The following is a 20,836-nucleotide window of genomic DNA, read 5'->3' as shown; positions in this document are numbered from 1 at the left end:
GCCCACGAAGACGGCGTGGCTCAGCCCGCGACGTCGGCCGCCTCGAGCCACTGCACCTCGAGCTCGTCGCGCTCGGCCGTGACGGCCTGCAGTTTCGCGGTGAGGTCGGCCAGGGCCACCGGGTCGGTCGCCTGGACGACCATCTCGGCGTGCAGCCGCTCCTCGCGCTCGGCCAGCCGGGTCAGCTGCTTCTCGATGCGGGCCATGGACTTGCGCGCCTCTCGGATCTGCGCCGGTCCTGCGGTCGATCCGGGTATGCCGCCCGAGCCGCCGGAGCTGGAGCCGGCGGAGCCCGGCGCGAGGGCACGGCCCGCGGCCCGCAGGCGCAGGTAGTCCTCCACCCCGCCGGGCAGGTCACGCAGGCGGCCGTCCCCCAGGAGGGCCAGCTCGTGGTCACAGACCCGCTCGAGGAGGTAGCGGTCGTGCGAGACGACGATGAGGGTCCCCGCCCAGCCGTCGAGGACGTCCTCGAGGGAGGTCAGCGTCTCGATGTCGAGGTCGTTGGTCGGCTCGTCGAGGATGAGCACGTTGGGCTCGGCGAGGAGCAGCCGCAGCAGCTGCAGGCGCCGGCGCTCGCCACCCGAGAGGTCACCCACCCGAGACTGCTGGCGCCCTCCCGGGAAGCCGAGCCGCGTCGCCAGCTGACCGGCGCTGATCTCCTTGCCCCCCAACGTCGTCCACTGCCGGACCTCCTCGACGGCCTCGATGACCCGCCACTGCTCGAAGCGCTCGAGCTCGCGCACCTCCTGCGTGAGATGGGCGATGACGACGGTCTTGCCGACCTTGCGGCGGCCGCTCGTGAGCGCGACCTCCCCCGTCAGGGCCCGTAGGAGCGTCGACTTCCCGGCACCGTTGACGCCGACGAGCCCGACCCGCTCGCCCGGGGCGAGCCGCCACGTCACACGGTCGAGGATCGTGCGGTCGCCGAGCACCACGGTGGCGTCCTCGAGGTCGAGCACGTCCTTGCCGAGCCGGCGGGTGGCGAAGGACACGAGCTCGACGCCGTTGCGCGGCGGCGGCTCGTCGGCGATGAGCACGTTGGCCGCGTCGATGCGGAACTTCGGCTTGCTGGTGCGCGCCGGCGCGCCCCGGCGCAGCCAGGCCAGCTCCTTGCGCAGGAGGTTGGCGCGCCGGTCCGCGACGACCCCGGCGAGGCGGTCGCGCTCGGCCTTGGCGAGGACGTATGCCGCGTAGCCGCCCTCGAAGGCCGACACGTGCCCGTCCTGCACCTCCCAGGTCATCGTGGCGTAGGCGTCGAGGAACCACCGGTCGTGGGTGATCGCGACCGTTGCGTTGCCCGGCCTCGGCCGCTTCGCCGCGAGGTGCTCCGCGAGCCAGGCGACGCCCTCGACGTCGAGGTGGTTGGTGGGCTCGTCGAGCAGGAGCAGCTCGGGGTCGTCGACGAGCAGCCGCGCGAGGGCGAGCCGGCGCCGTTCGCCCCCGGACTTCGGCCCGACGGGACTGTCGAGGCCGCCCATCCCCTCCGCGCCGATGCCACCGAGCAGCCCGTCGAGCACGTCCCGGACCCGGGGGTCCCCGGCCCAGACATGCTCGGGCCGGTCGCCGAGCACCGCCTCCCGCACCGTCCACGCGGGGTCGAGGGCGTCGTCCTGGGCGAGCATCCCGATCCGTATGCCGTCGACGCCGCCCTGCTTCGACAGGCGGCCCGAGTCCGGCTCCTGCAGGCCGGCGACGACCCGCAGCAGCGTGGACTTGCCGCCGCCGTTGCGCCCGACGACGCCGATGCGGTCGCCGGTGAGGACGCCGATCGACACGTCGTCGAGCACCGACGTCGTGCCGAAGACGAGCGAGACCCGCTCCAGCGAGACGAGGTTGGCCATCAGTCGTGCACCTTCACTCGACCACCCTCACTCGACCACCCTCACTCGACACGAGGCCCCGCCACGACGGAGGCGCCGTGGACCGGGCCCTTCGCGCGCCGGATGTTGCGGCAGACGTCCGACGCGGCCAGCGACACGGAGAGGTCGAGCGCGGCCTCGTGGCTCGCGGTGAGGAACGCGACGGTCGGCCCCGACCCCGACACGACGCCGCCGAGCGCGCCGAACTCGACCCCGGCGTCGCGCAGCGTGCGCAGCTCGGGGCGCAGCCCGAAGGCCGCCGGCTCCAGGTCGTTGTGCAGGGCCCGGCCGAGCGCCGTGGGGTCACCCTTGCGCAGCGCGGCCATGAGCTCACCGCTCACCTCAGGTGCGCGCGGGGTGTGCCCGAGGTGGAGGCGGTCGAACTCGGCGAAGACCTCGGGCGTGGCGAGGCCGGTGTCGCTCACGGCGAGGACCCAGTGGAAGCTGCCGCGCGCGAGGACCGGGGCCAGCTGCTCGCCGCGGCCCGAGCCCATCGCATTGCCACCGAGGAGGGGGAACGGCACGTCGCTGCCGAGCTCGGCGGCGAGGTCTGCGAGCTCGTCGCGGCCAAGTCCGAGGCCCCACAGCTGGTCACAGGCGAGCAGGGCGGCGGCTGCGTCCGCCGAACCGCCGGCCATGCCGCCGGCGACCGGGATGTCCTTGTCGATCCGGATGGACACCGGCTCGTCCACATGGAAGCGCTCCGCGAGCAGCCGTGCCGCCCGCACGGCGAGGTTGTCCGCCCCGGTGGGCACGAGCCCGGCATACGGGCCGCCGACGTCGACCTGCCACTGCGCCGACCGGCTCACCGAGACCTCGTCGTGCAGCGACACGGCCTGGAAGACCGTCGCGAGCTCGTGGTAGCCGTCCGGGCGCCGGCCGCCGACCCGCAGCTCGAGGTTGACCTTCGCCGGCGCACGCACCGTCACGGCCTGCGGCGTCGGGGCGATCGTCATGCCGTCACCCTATGGTTTCCCCGCTGGACGGGCCGCCGCGATGCGGGCGAAGGCCGCGACGTCGAGCTGCTCGCCCCGGGCCCGTGGGTCGACGCCGGCCGCCACGAGCGCCGCCTCCGCGGCGGCCGGCGATCCGGCCCACGGCGCGAGCGCCGCCCGCAGGGACTTGCGCCGCTGCAGGAACGCCGCGTCGATGCACCGGAAGACCTCCTCGCGGGGAGCCGACGTCTCGGGCGGCTCCCTGCGGACGAGGGACACCAGGCCCGAGTCGACGTTGGGCACCGGCCAGAAGACGGTCCGCGCCACCTTGCCGGCGAGCTCGACGTCGGCATACCAGGCCGCCTTGAGGCTCGGCACCCCGTAGGTCTTGCTGCCCGGCGCAGCGGCGAGCCGTTCGGCGACCTCGAGCTGCACCATGACGAGCACGCGTTCCAGGGACGGGAAGTGCTCGAGGAAGGAGAGCACGACCGGGACCGAGATGTTGTAGGGCAGGTTCGCCACGAGCGCGGTGGGCCGCGGGCCCGGCAACGACGTCAGCGTGAGCGCGTCGGCGGCGACGACCCGCAGCCTGTCGAGGTGCTCCGGCTGGAACCAGCGGACCGTGTCCTCGAGGGCCCCGGCGAGCCGCGGGTCGACCTCGACCGCGGTGACGCGGCGCACCACGGGCAGCAGCGCGAGGGTGAGCGACCCGAGGCCCGGGCCGACCTCGACGACGACGTCGCGGGCGCCGACACCCGCGAGGCGGACGATCCGGCGCACCGTGTTGGCGTCGACGACGAAGTTCTGCCCCCACTGCTTCGTCGGACGCACGTCGAGCCGGGCAGCAAGCTCACGGATCTGGGCGGGCCCGAGGAGCGCGCCGGTGCCGGGCTCGGGATCGGTGCTCACGGGGTCACCCTATGGCGCGCGGGTGGGTGTCCCCGAGCCCGAAGACGGCGTATGCCGCCCGGCTGGGGGTGAGCCGGGCGGCATACGTGCTGCGGCGGTGCCACGGCACCGAGGTCGGTCAGGCCTTGCAGCTCCACTGCGACAGGCCGTTGTCGGCATACGCGCGGTTGGCCACCGTGATCTGCTGCTCCCGCGTCGCGAGGTCGGCGCGAGGGGCGAACTGGCCGCCGCCGTAGCCGAGCCACGTGCTGACCGAGAACTGCAGGCCGCCGTAGTAGCCGTTGCCCGTGTTGATGTGCCAGTTGTTGCCCGACTCGCAGGACGCCACCCGGTCCCACATCGACGCACGGGCGAGGTTGAGTCCGCCGCCGTTCGTCGGGGCGGGCGCGGGCGACGTGGTGCGGCTCGACGACGTGCGCACAGGAGCCGGCGTGGGGGCCGGGCGCTGCCTGGTGCCCACGAGGACGACCTGGTTGACGGCGGGCCGGGTCACCGTGGCTGCGACCGCGGTGCTGGAGACGACCTTGCCGTCGACGACGGTCTGTCGCACGGTGACGGTGCGGCTCCCCGTGGCACCGGGCGTGGCCACCTTCGTCTCGCCCGCGTAGAGGTCGGCCGACTGCTTGCGCACGGTCGTGAAGGGGATCGCCTGGGCGACGGCGGCGTCCTTGGTCGTCACGTGCTGCACCACGATCGTCGTGCCGTCGGCGAGGGCTGCGGCCGGGGCCGGCGCCACCTTGTCGGCGGGGCCGACCTGGACGCGCAGCTGCGCCAGGGCCTCCGACACCGTCGCGGCGGTGATCGTGTGCTTGGCCGGCTTGCCCGCCACGACGACGGTGATGTCCTTGGGCGTGGTCACGGTGAGGCTCAGGCCCTGCCGGCCGATCGTCTGGGACCGGGACACGGAGAGCCGGTCGTCGCCGCCGTGCAGCCCGAGGGCGAGCAGGGCGCCGTCGACGTTGGTCTCGGTCGTCGTGATCGTCCGGGTCTTGCCGTCGATGGTGACGGTGACGGTGCGGGCGTACTTGACGGTGACGGTGTCGCCGTCGTGCAGGGGGGCGCTGGGGTCGGGGACGACGACGTCGGCGCCCGACACGGCGATGCCCTGGGCGGACAGCAGGTCGCCGACGGTGCGGGCGAAGACGTGGTGCGAGCTCGACGCGCCGTCAACGGAGAGGTTGACGGACTTGTCGAGGGAGGCGGCAAGGGCACCACCACTCGTGAAGACGAGGGCGGCGCCGGCGGCGGACAGGACGGCAGTCTTGCGAGAGATCACGGCACTCCGGGGTCAGGGCGAAATCCGGGTGCTGCGCGCTCTCGAGACCCTCGATGCGGGGCGGCAACCGGCCAACGGTCACCCAGCCTCCCGGATCACGGCCCGAAAGGTCAAATTTCGGTAACGGTAGGGCCTCACTCTGGTCACGGACCGGCGTGTCGCGCGGTCACGACCACGAGCCGTAGACGCGCTCGGCGTTGCCGGACACCGCCCGGCACAGGGCCGGCACGTCGACGCCGAGGATGCCGGCCATCGTGCGGACCGTGAACGGCACGAGGTAGGAGGCGTTCGTCGCGCCCCGGTGCGGCGTGGGCGCCAGGTAGGGCGCGTCCGTCTCGACGAGCACCTGCTCGAGCGGCACGACGGCGAGCGCGTCGCGCAGCCGGCGGGCGTTCTTGAAGGTCACCGTGCCGGCGAAGGACAGGTAGTAGCCGCGCTCGACGCACTCCCGCGCCATGGCGAGGTCCCCGGAGTAGCAGTGCAGCACCGTGCGCTCCGGCGCTCCCTCCTCGGCGAGGATCCGCAGGACGTCGTCGTGCGCGTCGCGGTCGTGCACCTGCAGCGCCGCGCCGACACGCTTGGCCAGGTCGATGTGCCAGCGGAAGGCCTCCTGCTGCACCGGTATGCCGTCGGGCCCGGTCCTGAAGTAGTCGAGCCCCGTCTCGCCGACGGCGCGGACGCGCTCGTGGGCCACCGCCCCGGCGACGACGGCATACGCCTCGTCGAGCCGGCCAGCCGCGGCGAGACGGGGAATCTCGTTGGGGTGCAAGGCAACCGCGCCGAGAAGCTCGGGATGCCTCTCGACGGCGTCCACCGTGAAGCCGATGCCGTCGAGGTCACAGCCGACCTGGACCAGCCGTGTGACACCGACGGAAGCCGCCCGCTTGAGCGCGTCCGCCACGGCGAGGGGCTCCTCGTCCTCACGGGCCAGGTCGAGGTGGACATGGTTGTCGACCACGTCGATCGGCAGCGGGTCGGGGGCCGTGTCGGGAAGACCCCGACGACCGTTGTCCGGCGGGCTCATTCGCCCTCGCCCTGCGCCACCTCGCCACGCATGCGGTTGACCTCGTCCTCGACGACGGACGGGTCGAACTTCGTGAAGACGAGGGTCGGCTTGTCGATGCGCGTGCCGGGCACGACGGGTCGGGACTCCCACCGCGGCGAGCTGGAGTACTCGCCGGTGATGACGGGGTAGGGCACGCCGGTGTCGAGGTCGGTCACCTCGTCGAGCCGCGGCATGGGCACGAGCTGGCCGGTGCCCCCGAGCACCGAGTGGACCCGGTTGGCGCCGTGCGGCAGGAAGGGCGCGGTGAGCGTGTTGATGTCGGTGACGGCCTGCGCGAGCACGTGGAGCACCGTGGCGAGGCGCTCGCGCTCATGAGCGCCCTTGAGGCGGAAGGGTTCCGTGTCGGAGACGTACTTGTTCGCCTCGCCGACGACGCGCATCACCTCGCCGATCGCCTGCTTGACGCGCTGCCGCTCGATGAGCTCGCCGACGGTGTCGAAGGCGCCGCGCACCGTGTCGAGCAGAGCTTCGTCGACGGGCTCCAAGGCACCGGCCGCCGGGATCTCCCCGAAGCTCTTGGCGATCATCGACGCGGTGCGGTTGACGAGGTTGCCCCACCCCCCGACGAGCTCGGAGTTGTTGCGCTGGACGAACTCGGCCCACGTGAAGTCGCTGTCCTGGCTCTCCGGACCCGCAGCGCAGATGAAGTAGCGCAGCGGGTCGGGGCCGTAGCGGTCGAGGACCTCCCGGACGTAGATGACGTGGCCGCGGCTCGTCGAGAACTGCTTGCCCTCCATGGTCATGAACTCGCTCGCCACGACCTCGGTGGGCAGGTTGAGCTCGCCGTAGCCTCCGGCGGTGCCGCCCTTGTCCCCCCGACCGGCATACGCGAGCAGCTCGGCGGGCCAGATCTGGGAGTGGAAGGTGATGTTGTCCTTGCCCTGGAAGTAGTACGACACCGCCGCGGTGTCGTTCCACCACTCGCGCCAGCGCTCCGGCTCGCCGAGGCGCCGGGCCCATTCGATCGAGGCCGAGAGGTAGCCGACGACGGCGTCGAACCACACGTAGAGCCGCTTGTGCGGGTTGTCGCGCCAGCCGTCGAGGGGCACAGGGATGCCCCAGTCGATGTCTCGCGTCATCGCCCGGGGCCGGACGTCCTCGAGGAGGTTCTTGCTGAACTTGATGACGTTGGGGCGCCACGTGCCGGTGGCCTCGCGCCCGTCGAGCCACTCCCCCAGCGCACCGGCGAGCGCGGGCAGGTCGAGGAAGAAGTGCTGGGTCAGCACGAACTCCGGCGTCTCGCCGTCGATCTTGCTGCGCGGGTCGATGAGCTCCGTGGGGTCGAGCTGGTTGCCGCAGTTGTCGCACTGGTCGCCGCGGGCCTCGGGGTAGCCGCAGATGGGGCAGGTGCCCTCGATGTAGCGGTCCGGCAGCGTGCGGCCCGTCGACGGGCTGATCGCCCCGCGGGTCGTCTCCTCGATCATGTAGCCGTTGGCGTGGCAGACGGTGAAGAGCTCCTGCGCGACGGCATAGTGGTTCCCGGTCGTCGTCCGCGTGAAGAGGTCGTAGGAGAGGCCGAGGTCGGCCAGGTCGGTGGCGATGACGCGGTTGTAGCGGTCCGCGACCTCCCGCGGCGAGACGCCCTCCTTCTCGGCCAGGACGAGGATCGGCGTGCCGTGCTCGTCGGTGCCGGAGACCATGAGCACGTCGTGGCCGGCCATCCGCATGTAGCGGCTGAACACGTCGGACGGGACACCGAACCCGGCCACGTGGCCGATGTGGCGCGGCCCGTTGGTGTAGGGCCAGGCGACCGCTGACAGGACTTTGCTCATGCGCGCCATCCTAGGGCGGAGCGGCGCCGCCCCCGGGCGCCGGCAACGCGGGGCCCGGGGGCGGCGGCGGTGGCGTCAGGTCACTCGGTGAAGTGGGCCTCCAGAGTGATCGGCACGGCCTTGAGCGCCTGGCTCACCGGGCACCCGGCCTTGGCGTCCTCGGCGGCCTTCTGGAAGTCCTCGGCGGTCATGCCGGGGACGGCGCCGGTCACGGTCAGCGCGATGCCGGTGATGCCCGTGCCCGGCTTGAAGGTCACCGCGGCGGACGTGTCGATGGACGTCGCCGGCGTCCCGGCCTGGGCGAGACCGTGCGAGAGCGCCATGGAGAAGCACGTCGAGTGCGCGGCGGCGATGAGCTCCTCCGGGCTGGTCTTGCCGTTGGGCGCCTCCGTGCGGGCGGGCCACGTGACCTCGAAGGTGCCGAGCCCCGACGAGTCGAGGGTGACGCGCCCGGCGCCCTCCATGAGCGAGCCCTCCCAGTGGGCGGAGGCGTTGCGGGTGGTGGCCATGTGTGTGCTCCTTCGGATGTGGACCTGTTCGTGCCGTGCGCAGACAGCCTTACCCCCCTCGGGACCGGCCGCAACCCCCGACCACGCGGGCCGATCGCTAACCCACCGTGGCGTCGTAGAGGGCCTTCTTGGACAGCCCGGTGCGCGCGGCGACGTCGGCGCAGACGTCCTTGAGCCGCTCACCGGCGGCCACCCGCTGCCGTATGCCGCCCAGCGCGTCCTCGACGGACCCGACCTGCCGGTTCGCCCCCGCCACGACGATGGTGATCTCCCCCTTGACGCCCACCTCGGCCCATCCGATGAGCTCGTCGAGCGTGCCCCGCCGGACCTCCTCGTAAGTCTTGGTGAGCTCGCGGCACACGGCGCCCCGGCGGTCGCCGCCGAACGCCTCCCGCATGGCCCGCAGGGTGTCGACGAGGCGGTGCGGCGCCTCGAAGAAGACCATGGTGCGCCGCTCGGCCACGTCGTCCGCGAGGACCCGGGCCCGCTCGCCCGGCCGGCGCGGCAGGAAGCCGTCGAAGCAGAAGCGGTCGACCGGCAGCCCCGAGACGGCAAGCGCCATGAGGACCGCGCTCGGCCCCGGCACGCACGTCACGCGCACGTGCGCCTCCACCGCGGCGGCGACGAGCCGGTAGCCCGGGTCGGAGACCGACGGCATACCGGCATCCGTGACGACGACGACGCGGTCGCCGGCGAGGAGGCGGTCGACCAGTTCCGGGGTGCGGCGGGCCTCGTTGTGCTCGTGGTAGCTCACCACGGTGCCGCGGGGCGAAACGGCCAGCTCTCCGAGGAGGCGACGAAGTCGCCGCGTGTCCTCTGCCGCAATGACATCGGCGTCGGACAGCTCCTGCGCGAGCCGGGGGGCGGCGTCCCGGGGGTCGCCGATCGGGGTGGCGGCGAGGACGAGGACTCCGGCGGTCATGGCCTCATCCTCGCAGCGCGCGCGAGCCGGTCCGCCTGTCGACCCATCGCCTCGCGCAGCTCGGGTGGATCGAGCACGGTCAGCTCCCACGGCAGTGCACCCAGGTGCATCGCCATGGCGTCGAGGTCGCTCCCACCGGCCTCGAGCAGGCAGCGACGGGGCCCGTCTGCGGTGACGGTGCCCACCGAGGGCGGAATGCGTTGCGCCACAACCGGTTCCGGTGCCTCGATGCGGACCCTGGCGACGTGGTCGTAGGCGGACTGGCTGATCGCCCGGCGGACGTAGTCGGCGGCGTCCGGCGCCTCGCGCGGTGCGAACCGCCATCCCGTTGCCGCGGCGTCCGTGAGCCGGTCGAGGCGGAAGGTGCGCCAGTCGTCGCGGTCGAGGTCGAAGGCGAGGAGATACCACCGTCGCCCGGTGGCGACGAGCCGGTAGGGCTCGACACGGCGCAGGGACGGTGGCCCGGTCACGCCCGTGTAGGTGAAGGTGACGCGCTCGAGGCCCCGGACCGCGCGGGCCAGCAGGAGCAGGGCCCGGGCGTCCACGACAGGACCGGGGTGGTCAAGGGTCACCGTCGCGGCGTGGATGGCCTCGACCTGACCCCGCAGCCGGCCTGGCAGCACTTGGTCGAGCTTGGCGAGGGTGCGCACGGCCGCCTCGCCGACCCCTTCGACCGTGCCGCCCGCCGCGACGCGCAGGCAGACGGCGATGGCGACCGCCTCGTCGTCGTCGAGCAGCAGCGGAGGGAGCCGGCGCCCAGCGCCGAGCTGGTAGCCGCCGCCGGCGCCCTGGGTCGCGTTGACGGGATAGCCGAGCTCCCGGAGCCGCTCGACGTCGCGTCGCACGCTGCGGGTCGTCACGCCGAGCCGCGCGCCCAGCTCGGTGCCGCTCCAGACGGGCCGCGACTGGAGCAGGTCCAGCAGCCGCAGCACCCGTGCCGTCGTCTCCGCCATTCCCCCAGTGTGGCCGCCACTGCGGACACATCCTGTCCTAGTTGGCTGCGACGCTCGTCCCATGACGACGACGTGGAGCCGATTCCTCACCGAGCAGCTGGACTGGCACTGGACCGCGCAGCTGCGCCCCCGACTCGACGGGCTGAGCGACGACGAGTACCTCTGGGAGCCCGTGCCCGGCGCCTGGACCGTCCATCCCCGAGGCGAGGGCCGCACCGAGCTGCAGGGCGGCTCCGGCGCGACGACCATCGACTTCGCCTTCCCCGAGCCGCAGCCCGCACCCGTGACGACCATCGCCTGGCGCCTCGCGCACGTCGTCGTCGGCGTGCTCGGCACCCGGACGCAGCACCACTTCGGGGGCCCGCCGGCGGACTACCTGACCTTCGACTACGCGCCCACCGCCGGTGCCGCCCTCGCCCAGCTCGACGAGGCGTATGCCGGGTGGCGCGCCGGCGTGCGGGGCTGGGACGACGAGGCCCTGCTCGAGCCGTGCGGGCCCGCCGAGGGCCAGTGGTCGGAGCACTCCCGCGCAGAGCTCGTCCTGCACATCAACCGAGAGGTGATCCACCACGGCGCCGAGGTGGCCCTGCTGCGCGACCTCTACGCGCACCACCACCGCTGAGCCCAGGCCCGCACCCCCAGCCCGACCCACGAGAAGGAGAGTCCCGTGCCCGCACTTGTCTCCCCCGTCGTCGACGAGCGAGACGGCCTCATCGCCTTCCTCGACCAGCAGCGCGACGCGTTCGCCTCGGCGGCATACGGTCTCACCGAGGAGCAGCTCCGACTCGCCCCGACGGCGGGTGCGCTCACGATGGGCGGCCTCCTCAAGCATGTCGCGCACACCGAGTGGGCGTGGGTCGGTCGCATCACGGCCGCTCCCGGCCACTCCCCAGCCGACGGCGGATCGCGGGAGCAGCGCGCGGCGGCATACGGCGGCGACTTCCTCCTCACTGACGAGGACACGCTCGCCAGCCTGCTGCAGGCACTCGACGAGGTGGGCGCCGCGACGCGCGAGGTGCTGCGCACGGCCGACCTCGACGCGCCCGTGCCGGTGCCCCGAGACGCGCCCTGGTTCCCCCGAGACGTCGAGTCGTGGTCCGTGCGGTGGGTCGTCCTGCACCTCATCGAGGAGCACGCGCGCCACGCCGGCCACGCCGACATCGTGCGCGAGTCGATCGACGGCGCGACGATGTACGAGCTCGTCGCCGGGCGCGAGGGCTGGCCGGAGACGCCGTGGCTGCGCCCCTGGCGGGCGGGCGCCCGGACGTGAACCGGGGTCGGGGGTCAAGCCCACGGGTGCAAGCCCTCACCTCCCCGGCTTGAGGCGCTCCCGGAAGAAGGCGAGGACGCGCGCGACGGCCTCGGGATGCCGGTGGTCGGTGAGTGTCGAGTGGCCGAGGCCGGGCAGCTCCACGCGGAGGAAGCCGTCGCCGAGCTCGCGCCGCAGCGTCTCGAACCGCGTCCCCGTCACCCAGTCGTCGCGGTAGCGCAGGCCGAGCACCGGGCAGCCGCCGGCCACCCGCCGCCGGACCGCGGCAAGGTCGTCGGGCGAGAGGTTGAGGTCCGCGGCACGCCGGCGCCCGATCGGCAGCGGGACCGCCGGCTGCGCGACCACGGGCGCCACCACCGACGGGTCGACCATCATGGCGAGGGCGAACCCGCCCGTCACGCACATCCCGACGGCCCCGACGCCCGGTCCGCCCAGCTCCGCGTGCAGCTCGCGAGCGAGGCTGCGCAGCCACCCCGCGAGCGGCGCGGTGCGCCCGGTCGCCAGCATGGTGAACTCCCGGGAGACGCACAGGCGGGGAATGACCCAGGCCCCCTCCCACGTCCGGGGCGGTGCGTGGGAGCTGCCGAAGAGGTGTGGCAGCACGACGGTGAAACCCTCGGCGACGACCTCGTCGGCGAAGGCGATGACCTCCGGCGTGAGGCCGGGACTCTCGTGGATGACGACGACCCCCGGGCCCGCGCCGCGGCGGTAGGTCGGATAGATCGTCGGGCCCGCGGCGTGCGTCCCGCGCGACCACCGCCGCAGCTGGCTCTCGGTGGCGTGCTCGTCCACCATGACGAGCACCCTAGTCGCGCGCCCGGCCGAGCCGCGGCTCCGTAGAGTGGCGGCCATGCCCCGCCGGTATGCCGTGCCGCTCGCCGCGTTGAAGCGGGACCCCGCGGCGGTCTCGAGCCCGGTCGAGCGACGGGGGCTGCGCACCGAGACCTTGCTGGTCCTCGGGGTCTCGCTCGGTGCCTCCGCGGTCAGGTCGGTGCTGCAGATCGTCGAGCGGCTCACGCGTCCCGTGCCGCTGGCCCAGCAGACGGCGGCGATGAACACCGCCGTGACCCCGGACCGGCCCTGGCTCGACCTCGCCTACCAGCTCGTCGGCATCGCACTGGCGCTGGTGCCGGTCCTCCTCGCCCTCTTCCTCCTCGCGCGGGTGGCTCCGCCCGCCATGGGCATCTCGCCGCGCCGCTTCCTCGGCCTCGACGGCCGGGAGCCGGTCCGCGACGCGACGCGCGGTCTCGGGCTCGCTGCGCTGATCGGCATACCGGGCCTGCTGCTCTACGTCGCCGCCAAGGCGCTCGGTGTCAACACCTCCGTGTCCGCGGCCAACCTCGCCGATGTCTGGTGGGCCGTGCCCGTGCTCGTCCTCGCCGCCGCCGAGAACGCCGTGCTCGAGGAGGTCGTCATGGTCGGCTACCTCTTCACCCGCTGGCGCCAGGTCGGGTGGTCGTGGCCGGTCGTCATCGGCGTGTCGGCGGCGATCCGCGGCACCTATCACCTCTATCAGGGGTTCGGGGGCTTCGCCGGCAACGTGGCCATGGGCGTGCTCCTGGGGCTCGTCTTCGTGCGGACCCGTCGCGTGCTGCCGCTCGTGGTCTGCCACACGCTCCTCGATGTCGTCGCCTTCGTGGGCTACACGCTCCTGCGGGCGCGTGGAGTGGCCCTGTAGCGCCCAGCGGTCCCAGGCCGCGGCAGCCCGACCCCGGCGCCCTCGCGGCTTGACGTTTAGTCGAACGTGTGTTCTACTAGAGCATGGGCGTGGACACCACCGTCGGGGCCATGAGCCCCCTCCCCACACCGGCCGACGAGCCGGCCACCGGCGCCGCCGCGCTGCACGCCGAGCTGGCGCTGATCGAACGCGCCGAACGGCTCAAGGCCCGCCTCGACGCAGCCACCCTCCCGGCGCTGGCCCGGATGCTCGCCACCGCGCAGGCCGAGCTGGCCGCCATGCGCCGCGACACCCCGCGCGCCACGGCCGCGTTCACCCCCCGCGAGCTGGTGGTGCTGGAGGTCACCACCGCCACCGGGCTGGGCCCCACCGAGGTGGGACTGCGCCTGGACCTGGCCACCGGCCCAGCGACCCGCACCCGGTTCCTGACCGACCAGCTCACCGCCGGCACCACGACGATGTCCCGGGCCTGCGAGGTGCTCGAGGCCACCACCGGGCTGCCCGACGAGGACGTCGAGGCGGTCGCCCGGGCGGCGCTCGCCCCCACCCGCGACGGCGCGGGCCTGAGCGTGACCCTCTTCCGGCAGCGCCTGCGCCGCGCCGTCCTCGCCGTCGACGCCGAGGCCGCCGCCGCCCGCCGCCGCGCCGCCCGCGCCCGCATCGGCGCCTACACCACCCTGCACGACGACGGCACCGCCACCCTGACGGTGACCAACGACGCGGACAAGATCACCGCCGCCATGGACCGCGCCGACGCCGCCGCCCGCGCCGCCCGCGCCGCCGGCGACCCCCGCACCCTGCAACGGCTGCGCGCCGACTACCTCAGCGACACCGCGATCTGGGGCCACCCCGGCCCCGACAGCTCCTTCCCCACCCTCGGGCGCCGACCCGCCGCCACCGTGTGGGTCGTGGTCCCCATCACCACGGCCCTCGGCCTGGACGACAGCCCCTGCGAGCTGCCCGGCCACGGCTGGGTAGCCGCCGAGCAGGCCCGGGCCCTGATCACCGCCGAGGACAGCACCTGGAAAACCCTCCTCGTCGACGTGGACACCGGCCACGCGCTGGGCCTGCACCGCACCGGCTACCGCCCCAGCGCCGAGATGATCGCGCACGTCCAAGCCGTCGACGGCACCTGCCGCGGACCCGGATGCCACCTACCCGCCGCACGCTGCGACCTCGACCACGACACCCCCTGGCCCGCCGGGCCCACCACCCCAAGCAACCTCAGCGCCAAACACCGCACCCACCACCGGGTCAAGACCCAAGGAATCTGGCACGCGCACCGCGACCCCACCACCGCGGCCATCACCTGGCGCACCGCCGCCGGCCGACGCTACGTCACCCACCCCAAGGACTGGCTCGAAGCCGCCCGGCACGCCCCACCACGCCGACCACCACCCGACCCCCACCCGGACCCACCACCAGCCAAACCACCCACCAGCCCGCAACCCCACGACCCGCCGCCCTTCTGACGGACCAGCCGCACGCGCTGCTGGCAGTCGTCCATCCGGGCGTGGCCGCGCGAGTGGACCGGTGGGGGGTCGGCCCGCCTCGCCGGGACGGCCGCGCTCCGCGCTAGCCTTGGGTGGGTGGAGCCGTCGACCGCTCCCACGGGTCGGCTGTGGACGGCGGCATTCGTCCGGCTGACGGCGATGGATCTCGCCTATTTCCTCGCCGCGGGTCTCTTCGTCTACGCGCTCCCCCTGTATGCCGTGGGCCCGGTCCACGCGGCGGCCGCCGGAGCGGGCCTCGCCTTCGGGGCCTACTCCCTCACCGCGCTCGCGCTGCGCCCGTGGGCCGGGCGACTCTCGGACCGGTTCGGGCGGCGGCGGCTCATGGTGTCGGGCGCGGCCCTGGCGGCCGTCTGCGCACTCGGCTTCCTCGTCACGTCGACCATCGCCGCCGTCGTCGCAGTCCGCCTCCTCATGGGCGTCGCGGAGGCGGCCTTCTTCGTCGCCGGCTTCGCCGCCCTGGCCGACGTGGCACCGCCGGGCCGGGCCGGCGAGGCGCTCAGCTACAACTCGATGGCCCTCTACGGCGGCCTGGCGCTCGGGCCACCTCTCGGTGAGCGGCTCATCGGGTGGGCTGGGTACGCCGCAGCCTGGTGGGCGGCAGCGGCGCTCTGCGCGGTGGCGGCGCTCTTCGCGCAGGCGTTCGACGACCGGGCGCAGGACCGCACGCCGGCCCCGGGGCCAGCCCGCCTCATCCACCGCCCCTCTCTCAAGGTCGCCCTGGGACTCCTCGGTGGGCTGGTCGCCTCCGCGGGCTTCCTTGCCTTCGCCGCCATCCGGGCCGTTGAGATCGGCAGCCGCGCCCCCAGCCTGGTCCTGCTGACCTACGGCGCCGTCGTCGTCGCGGGACGGATCGCGTTCGCGAGAGCGGCCGATCGCGGCTCCCCGCTTCGCCACCTGGCCGGCGCGCTCGCTCTGACCGCGGCCGGAGCCGGGCTCGCGGCGCTGACCGCCAGCGTGCCCACCTTGCTCCTCGCCGCCGCCATCATCGGCATCGGTGTGTCCGTCCTCACCCCGGCGTACTTCGCCGCCGTCTTCGCGACCGTCGGGCCACGCGAGCGCGGCGCGGCCGCCGGCACGGCGAGCGTGTTCATCGACCTCGGCATCGGCGGCGGACCCATCGTCCTCGGCCTGCTGGCGCAGGCCCAGGGCCTCCAGGCGGCCTTCGCGGGAGGCGCCATCGCCGCGATCGCGGCGGCCGCGTGGACGGCCTGGCTCGCCGCGGGGCGCGCGTCCGCGGCCCACAAGGGCTGAGGGCTGCGCTCCTGAGCCGTCGGGCTGGCGTCACCGCGGCGGCCCCGGCGCCGTCACCGCCTTGGCGCGCCGGTGCGGGACGTCAGCTGCAGCGCGACGATGGCCAGGCCGACGACGGACGCCGTCGAGGCGAGCGCCGAGTAGCCGAAACGGTCGACGACAACGCCGGCGACCGCACCGCCGGCCGCCCCGGCGAGGCCCATGAGCACCTCCGAGAGGCCCTGCGTCGCGGGCCGCTCCACGGGGGACACGGCGGCGATGAGCAGCGTGGAGCCGGAGATCAACGTGCCCGACCAGCCCACCCCGAGCAGGAGCAGGGCGACGAGCAGAAGCGGTGACCACCCGGCCGCCGAGCGTCCCGCGAGCAGCGCGGCCACGGTGAGGACCGCCCCTCCCCCGGCAGCGACGGGCCGGCTGCCCCAGCGGTCCACGGCGGCGCCCACGAGCGGGGAGAAGGCGAACATGCCGAGGACGTGCGCCGAGATGACGAGACCGATGACCTCGAGCTCCGCGTGGCCGTGGCGCATGTGCACGGGGGTCATCACCATGACGCTGACCATGACGACGTGCCCGAGCGCGATGGTCAGCACGCCGAGCCGCGCCCCCGCGCGGGAGCGCACCACGCGCAGGCCGCGCGTGAGGGAGCCGTCGTGGTCCTCGGCCCCGTCCCCGAGCTCGCCCGGACCCAGGCCGTCGACCGGCTCCAGTGGAGCCGCGCCGTCGGGGGCCGACCCCACGGGGATCGAGACCGCTCGGGCCGTGCCGTCGGGGGCCGATCCCGCGGGGATCGAGACTGCGCGGGCCGCGCCGTCGGCGGCCGGCAGGGCGGCCCCGCTGGCTCCGCTGGCTCCGCTGGCGACGCGCTGCGCCGCGCCCGCGGGCCGTGCTGCCCCCGCGCGGCGAGCCTCCCGCTCGAGCGCGCGTGCCAGCAGGAGCGGGTCGGGGCGCAGGAACGCGGTGACGACGAGGAGCGCGAGCACGAAGCCCACGAGCGAGAAGCCGAAGGAGCCGGCGAGCGGTGGCAGGCCCACGGCCCGGGCGAGCGCCTGCCCCGGGCCGACGAGGTTGGGCCCGAGGACCGACCCGATGGTCGTCGCCCAGACGACGACGGACAGGTCGCGCCCCCGGCGCCCGGGGTCGGCGAGGTCGGCGGCGGCATACCGCGCCTGGCTGTTCGCCGACGTGCCGCCCCCGAAGAGCAGCATCCCGAGCAGCAGTAGCGCGAACGACCGGGCCACGGCCGCCGTGACGACGAGGGTCGCGCCGACCAGGGCCAGCACGAGCCCGAGCGCCAGGCCCGGGCGACGGCCCCGTGCCGCCATGACGCGGGCGACGGGGATCGCGATGAGGGCGGCGCCGAGCACCTGGAAGGTGGTGCCGAGACCGGCGAGCGACTCCGTGCCGGAGACGTCCTGGGCGAGGAGCGCCCCGACCGCGAGCCCGCTCGCCATCCCCAGGCCGCCGAGGGCCTGGGACAGGACGAGCGTGCGCACCACCCGCCGCTGCACCGACGCCCGGTCGCCGGCAGCGGCGTCCACCTCGATGCCCGGCATCACACGTGGCGTCGCGACGTGATGACCCGGAAGCGGCTCGCCACGAAGGCCGCGTCGGTGTAGGCGGCGTTCGCGGCGGGGTTGGCCCCCGTGCCGTGGTAGTCCGAGAAGGCAGCGGTCTGGTTGACGAACACCTGCCCGGTGAGGTTCTCGGACAGGGCCACCCCGGCGTCGGCGGCCGCCTCCCGCGCCGCCCCAAGGACCTCGTCGGAGGTGGAGTAGACCGAGGCCGTCATGCCACCGTGCTCGCGCACGGTCCCGGCCAGCCGCTCGAGCGACTGCTGCGTCGACGTCGTGCGGATGAGGAACCCGACCGGGCCGAAGCACTCGCGCGTGTAGGCGTCCTCGCGCGACACGTCGACGGCGACGAGTCCGGGGGCCCGGACGACCGCCTCGGCGTATGCCGGGTGCACGACGCGGCGCGACTCCAGCACCACGCGACCGTCGGCCTGCGCCGCCACGCGCGCGAGCGCGTCGGCGTTGGCGCGCACCTGGTCGTTGACCGTGGCGCCGAGCAGCTCCACGGCCTTGCCGGGGTCTGCCGTGAGCCGGGTGACGGCCTCGGCAAGCCGGTCGCCGAACTCGTCGAAGGACAGGTGCCCCTCGTCGGTCTGCACGCCGGACTGCGGCACGTAGAGGTTCTGCGGCGCCGTGCACATCTGGCCCGAGTAGAGGGCGAGCGAGAAGGCGAGGTTGCCAAGCGTCCCGCGCAGGTCGTCGGTCGAGTCGACGACGACGGAGTTGAGGCCCGCCTTCTCCGTGTAGACCAGTGCGCCCCGCGTCGCACCCTCCCGCTCGAGCCACTCGCCGAACGACGGGCCGCCGGTGTAGTCGATGATGGCCACCTCGTCGCGCTGCGCCAGCGTCCGCGCCAGCCCCTGGCCGTCGGACTCGGCCGCGAGCTGGACGAGGGCGCGGTCGAAGCCGGCGTCGGCGAGCACCTGGCGGGCGGCCTCGACGGTGATCGCGAGCGGCAGCACGGCCCGCGGGTGCGGCTTGACGACCACCGCGTTGCCCGTCACGAGCGAGGCGAAGAGGCCGGGGTAGGCGTTCCACGTCGGGAACGTGTTGCACCCGATGACGAGGCCCACGCCGCGCGGGACGATGCGGTAGTCCTTGCGCATCCGCAGCGGCTGGTCGCGCGCCGGCTTCTCCCACACGACCGACGCGGGGACCCGCTCCTGCTCGACGAGACCAGCGGCGATCGCCTCCAGTGCGCGGTCCAGGGCGTGCGGGCCGCCCGCCTGGAAGGACATGACGAAGGGCTGGCCGGACGTGTGCATCACCGCGTTGGCCAGCTCGAAGCTGCGCCGGCCCACGGCGTCGACGATCTCGACGCAGACGGCGGCCCGCACCTGCGGCCCGGCGTCCCGCCACGCGCGCAGCGCCCCGCGCGCGGCCGCGAGCCCGGCGTCGAGGTCGAGCGCGGGGTAGGAGACGCCGAGGGTGGGGCCGTAGGGCGAGACCTCGCTGCCGACGAAGGTCCCGTCGGTCGGCTGGTCGGCCAGGGCGGCATACGGACGACCGAGATGGGCCTCGTATGCCGCGAGGCCCACTGCCGCGGCGTCCTCGCCGTAGACCCGGGGGCTGGGAGACTCGGGGTATCGGGAGTACCACGACCGCGTCGCGAGGGCGGACCGGATCTCGTCGAGGACCGGCGCGTGCGCGTCGAGGAGCGGGTGGGCGGGCGTCGTTGCCTGTGCGGTCACGCCCTCAAGGCTAGAGCCGTGCCCGCCCGGCACAATGGCGGCATGGACTCCGAGGCCACCGCGTCCCCGCCAGCGCCCGTCGCCGTGCTCGGCGCAGGGACGATGGGCTCGGGCATCGCCCAGGTCGCGGCGGCCGCCGGCCACGACGTGACGCTCGTCGACGTCGCGCCCGGAGCGGCAGCCGCCGCGGTGGGCCGGGTCCGGGAGAGCGTGGCGCGGCTCGCGGACCGGGGCCGCCTGCCCGCCGAGGACGCCGAGGTCATCGCGAGCCTGGTCCGGGGCAGCGAGTCCCTCGCGGGCCTCCCCGAGTGCGGCCTGGTCATCGAGGCCGTGCCCGAGGACCTGGCGCTCAAGCGGTCCCTCTTCGCCGAGCTCGCCCAGCACCAGCCGTCGACGACGGTCCTCGCCACCAACACCTCCAGCCTCGACGTGTCCGCCATCGCAGAGGCCGTGCCCGACCCGGAGCGGGTGCTCGGCCTGCACTTCTTCAACCCCCCGCCGCTCATGCGGCTCGTCGAGGTGGTCCACGGCCACGACACCTCCGAGGCCTACCTCGAGCACGTGGTGGGGCTCATGCGCGCGTGGGGCAAGACGCCGGTCCGGTGCGCGTCGACGCCCGGTTTCATCGTCAACCGCGTCGCCCGGCCGTTCTACGGCGAGGCGCAACGCGTCGTGCACGACGGCATCGCCGACCCGGCAACGGTCGACTGGATCCTCCGGGAGCGGGGCGGCTTCCGGATGGGGCCGTTCGAGCTGACCGACCTCATCGGGCAGGACGTCAACCTCGCCGTCGGCACGTCGGTCTGGGAGCAGACCGGACGCGACGAGCGCTACGCGCCCACTGCCTTCCAGCGCGACCTCGTGGCGGCCGGCCGCCTCGGCCGCAAGTCCGGCTCGGGCGTCTACTCGTATGCCGCCGACGGCACCCTCGTGTCCGAGGAGCCCGACCTGCGGCTCGCCGCCCGACTCGTCGGCGGCCCCGTCGAGCACGACCCCCTGGCCCGCACGGTCGCCATGCTCGTCAACGAGGCCGTCGACCTCGTCCGCCGCGGCGAGGCGACCGCCGAGGACATCGACGTCGCCATGCGGCTCGGCGCCAACTACCCGTGGGGACCGATCGCCCGGGGACGGGAGATCGGGCTGCACGTCGTCGCCGACCAGCTGCGCCGACTGGACTCGGCCTACCCCGGGGGCCGCTACCGGCCGAGCCCCGCCCTCACGGACGGGAGCCTCGGATGAGCACCGAGCCGGCCGGCGTGGCCTTCGCCCGGAGGATGTGGGCCGACGACGGCGCCTCCCGAGGGCTCGGCATGGAGGCCCTCGTCGTCGAGCAGGACCACGCCGTCGTGCGGATGACCGTCCGAGGCGACATGGTCAACGGGCACGGCATCTGCCACGGGGGCTTCGTCTTCGCCCTGGCCGACTCGTGCTTCGCCCTGGCCTGCAACTCCCGCGGCGCGGTCACCGTCGCCGCGGGAGCTGACATCAGCTTCACGGCGCCCAGCCGGCTCGGCGACGTCCTCACCGCTGACGGCCGCGTGCGCACGGCATACGGCCGCAGCGGGATCACCGACGTGACGGTGACCCGCGAGTCGGACGCTCAGGTCGTGGCCGAGTTCCGCGGTCGGTCCCGCGCGCTGCCGAGCGCCTGAGCGACGCC

Annotated in this window: 19 protein-coding genes; 7 read left to right on the top strand and 12 right to left on the bottom strand. The window is 74.1% G+C overall.

From position 1 onward, the window contains the following. Positions 1–20 precede the first annotated feature (20 nt). From VFJ94_RS14845 to VFJ94_RS14805, 9 genes are all read right to left on the bottom strand, one after another. Positions 21–1,841 (bottom strand): ABC-F family ATP-binding cassette domain-containing protein, encoded by a 1,821-nt coding sequence (locus VFJ94_RS14845; protein ID WP_325005001.1) that lies wholly within the window; start codon positions 1,839–1,841, stop codon positions 21–23. Positions 1,842–1,882: 41 nt separating this feature from the next. Then, positions 1,883–2,815 carry a 4-(cytidine 5'-diphospho)-2-C-methyl-D-erythritol kinase gene (locus VFJ94_RS14840; protein ID WP_325005000.1) on the bottom strand — a complete coding sequence of 311 codons (933 nt, stop codon included), beginning with the start codon at positions 2,813–2,815 and terminating at the stop codon, positions 1,883–1,885. A 9-nt stretch (positions 2,816–2,824) separates the two neighbouring features. Further along, complete coding sequence (rsmA, locus tag VFJ94_RS14835) at positions 2,825–3,703, bottom strand: 16S rRNA (adenine(1518)-N(6)/adenine(1519)-N(6))-dimethyltransferase RsmA (RefSeq protein WP_325004999.1); 879 nt, start codon at positions 3,701–3,703, stop codon at positions 2,825–2,827. 118 nt (positions 3,704–3,821) lie between these two features. Beyond that, complete coding sequence (locus tag VFJ94_RS14830) at positions 3,822–4,979, bottom strand: transglycosylase family protein (protein WP_325004998.1); 1,158 nt, start codon at positions 4,977–4,979, stop codon at positions 3,822–3,824. Positions 4,980–5,145: 166 nt separating this feature from the next. Then, positions 5,146–6,003 (bottom strand): TatD family hydrolase, encoded by an 858-nt coding sequence (locus VFJ94_RS14825; protein ID WP_325004997.1) that lies wholly within the window; start codon positions 6,001–6,003, stop codon positions 5,146–5,148. Continuing rightward, a complete protein-coding gene (gene metG / locus VFJ94_RS14820) occupies positions 6,000–7,817 on the bottom strand; it encodes a methionine--tRNA ligase (RefSeq protein ID WP_325004996.1) in 1,818 nt (605 codons plus the stop codon). The genes VFJ94_RS14825 and metG overlap by 4 nt, the downstream gene beginning before the upstream one ends. Positions 7,818–7,897: 80 nt before the next feature. Continuing rightward, positions 7,898–8,326, bottom strand: a complete 429-nt coding sequence (locus VFJ94_RS14815; protein ID WP_325004995.1) for an OsmC family protein — start codon at positions 8,324–8,326, stop codon at positions 7,898–7,900. Between the two features lie 97 nt (positions 8,327–8,423). Then, complete coding sequence (gene rsmI / locus VFJ94_RS14810) at positions 8,424–9,248, bottom strand: 16S rRNA (cytidine(1402)-2'-O)-methyltransferase (protein ID WP_325004994.1); 825 nt, start codon at positions 9,246–9,248, stop codon at positions 8,424–8,426. Further along, positions 9,245–10,201 carry a YafY family protein gene (locus tag VFJ94_RS14805; RefSeq protein WP_325004993.1) on the bottom strand — a complete coding sequence of 319 codons (957 nt, stop codon included), beginning with the start codon at positions 10,199–10,201 and terminating at the stop codon, positions 9,245–9,247. Before VFJ94_RS14805 ends, rsmI begins: the two co-directional genes overlap by 4 nt. 61 nt (positions 10,202–10,262) lie before the next feature. Between VFJ94_RS14805 and VFJ94_RS14800 the strand changes: the two genes are divergently transcribed. Together VFJ94_RS14800 and VFJ94_RS14795 are read left to right on the top strand one after the other, a co-directional pair. Continuing rightward, positions 10,263–10,823: a DinB family protein gene (locus VFJ94_RS14800; protein WP_325004992.1), complete on the top strand. Its 561-nt coding sequence runs from the start codon at positions 10,263–10,265 to the stop codon at positions 10,821–10,823. 45 nt (positions 10,824–10,868) lie between these two features. Then, on the top strand, positions 10,869–11,471 hold the full coding sequence (locus VFJ94_RS14795) for a DinB family protein (protein WP_325004991.1): 603 nt from the start codon (positions 10,869–10,871) through the stop codon (positions 11,469–11,471). 36 nt (positions 11,472–11,507) lie between these two features. On the opposite strand, the gene VFJ94_RS14790 is transcribed toward VFJ94_RS14795, so the two are convergent. Continuing rightward, positions 11,508–12,266 (bottom strand): dienelactone hydrolase family protein, encoded by a 759-nt coding sequence (locus VFJ94_RS14790; protein WP_325004990.1) that lies wholly within the window; start codon positions 12,264–12,266, stop codon positions 11,508–11,510. Positions 12,267–12,321: 55 nt separating this feature from the next. On the opposite strand from VFJ94_RS14790, the gene VFJ94_RS14785 reads away from it, so the two are divergent. The 3 genes from VFJ94_RS14785 to VFJ94_RS14775 all read left to right on the top strand — a co-directional run bounded on the left by VFJ94_RS14785 (position 12,322) and on the right by VFJ94_RS14775 (position 15,914). Further along, the gene (locus VFJ94_RS14785; protein ID WP_325004989.1) at positions 12,322–13,149 is read left to right on the top strand and encodes a CPBP family intramembrane glutamic endopeptidase; all 828 of its coding nucleotides are present in this window, start codon (positions 12,322–12,324) and stop codon (positions 13,147–13,149) included. A gap of 110 nt (positions 13,150–13,259) precedes the next feature. Continuing rightward, on the top strand, positions 13,260–14,621 hold the full coding sequence (locus VFJ94_RS14780; protein ID WP_325004988.1) for an HNH endonuclease signature motif containing protein: 1,362 nt from the start codon (positions 13,260–13,262) through the stop codon (positions 14,619–14,621). Between the two features lie 117 nt (positions 14,622–14,738). Beyond that, positions 14,739–15,914, top strand: coding sequence for an MFS transporter (locus VFJ94_RS14775; RefSeq protein ID WP_325004987.1), 1,176 nt, complete (start codon positions 14,739–14,741; stop codon positions 15,912–15,914). A 53-nt stretch (positions 15,915–15,967) separates the two neighbouring features. Here the strand turns inward: VFJ94_RS14775 and VFJ94_RS14770 are convergent, their stop codons facing one another. Together VFJ94_RS14770 and paaN are read right to left on the bottom strand one after the other, a co-directional pair. Beyond that, a complete protein-coding gene (locus VFJ94_RS14770; RefSeq protein WP_325004986.1) occupies positions 15,968–17,467 on the bottom strand; it encodes an MFS transporter in 1,500 nt (499 codons plus the stop codon). Beyond that, positions 17,467–19,176: a phenylacetic acid degradation protein PaaN gene (gene paaN / locus VFJ94_RS14765; RefSeq protein ID WP_325004985.1), complete on the bottom strand. Its 1,710-nt coding sequence runs from the start codon at positions 19,174–19,176 to the stop codon at positions 17,467–17,469. Before paaN ends, VFJ94_RS14770 begins: the two co-directional genes overlap by 1 nt. A 42-nt stretch (positions 19,177–19,218) precedes the next feature. Between paaN and VFJ94_RS14760 the strand changes: the two genes are divergently transcribed. After that, complete coding sequence (locus VFJ94_RS14760) at positions 19,219–20,415, top strand: 3-hydroxyacyl-CoA dehydrogenase NAD-binding domain-containing protein (protein ID WP_325004984.1); 1,197 nt, start codon at positions 19,219–19,221, stop codon at positions 20,413–20,415. Beyond that, complete coding sequence (gene paaI, locus VFJ94_RS14755) at positions 20,412–20,828, top strand: hydroxyphenylacetyl-CoA thioesterase PaaI (protein WP_325004983.1); 417 nt, start codon at positions 20,412–20,414, stop codon at positions 20,826–20,828. The genes VFJ94_RS14760 and paaI overlap by 4 nt, the downstream gene beginning before the upstream one ends. Positions 20,829–20,836: the final 8 nt, after the last annotated feature.

This window comes from Intrasporangium sp., assembly GCF_035688975.1.
Classification (GTDB): domain Bacteria; phylum Actinomycetota; class Actinomycetes; order Actinomycetales; family Dermatophilaceae; genus CALMNV01.
The sequence above is the reverse complement of the archived record's forward strand: the minus strand, read 5'-3'. Positions and strand labels throughout refer to the sequence as shown.

Excerpts from the sequence above, each read along its gene's own strand:
- VFJ94_RS14805 (WP_325004993.1), bottom strand. The coding sequence starts at position 10,201 with ATGGCGGAGACGACGGCACGGGTGCTGCGGCTGCTGGACCTGCTCCAG.
- VFJ94_RS14785 (WP_325004989.1), top strand. The coding sequence starts at position 12,322 with ATGCCCCGCCGGTATGCCGTGCCGCTCGCCGCGTTGAAGCGGGACCCC.
- VFJ94_RS14825 (WP_325004997.1), bottom strand. The coding sequence starts at position 6,003 with ATGAGCCCGCCGGACAACGGTCGTCGGGGTCTTCCCGACACGGCCCCC.
- VFJ94_RS14780 (WP_325004988.1), top strand. The coding sequence starts at position 13,260 with ATGAGCCCCCTCCCCACACCGGCCGACGAGCCGGCCACCGGCGCCGCC.
- VFJ94_RS14815 (WP_325004995.1), bottom strand. The coding sequence starts at position 8,326 with ATGGCCACCACCCGCAACGCCTCCGCCCACTGGGAGGGCTCGCTCATG.
- metG (WP_325004996.1), bottom strand. The coding sequence starts at position 7,817 with ATGAGCAAAGTCCTGTCAGCGGTCGCCTGGCCCTACACCAACGGGCCG.
- VFJ94_RS14800 (WP_325004992.1), top strand. The coding sequence starts at position 10,263 with ATGACGACGACGTGGAGCCGATTCCTCACCGAGCAGCTGGACTGGCAC.
- VFJ94_RS14790 (WP_325004990.1), bottom strand. The coding sequence starts at position 12,266 with ATGGTGGACGAGCACGCCACCGAGAGCCAGCTGCGGCGGTGGTCGCGC.
- rsmI (WP_325004994.1), bottom strand. The coding sequence starts at position 9,248 with ATGACCGCCGGAGTCCTCGTCCTCGCCGCCACCCCGATCGGCGACCCC.
- VFJ94_RS14845 (WP_325005001.1), bottom strand. The coding sequence starts at position 1,841 with ATGGCCAACCTCGTCTCGCTGGAGCGGGTCTCGCTCGTCTTCGGCACG.
- VFJ94_RS14760 (WP_325004984.1), top strand. The coding sequence starts at position 19,219 with ATGGACTCCGAGGCCACCGCGTCCCCGCCAGCGCCCGTCGCCGTGCTC.
- VFJ94_RS14770 (WP_325004986.1), bottom strand. The coding sequence starts at position 17,467 with ATGCCGGGCATCGAGGTGGACGCCGCTGCCGGCGACCGGGCGTCGGTG.
- VFJ94_RS14840 (WP_325005000.1), bottom strand. The coding sequence starts at position 2,815 with ATGACGATCGCCCCGACGCCGCAGGCCGTGACGGTGCGTGCGCCGGCG.
- paaI (WP_325004983.1), top strand. The coding sequence starts at position 20,412 with ATGAGCACCGAGCCGGCCGGCGTGGCCTTCGCCCGGAGGATGTGGGCC.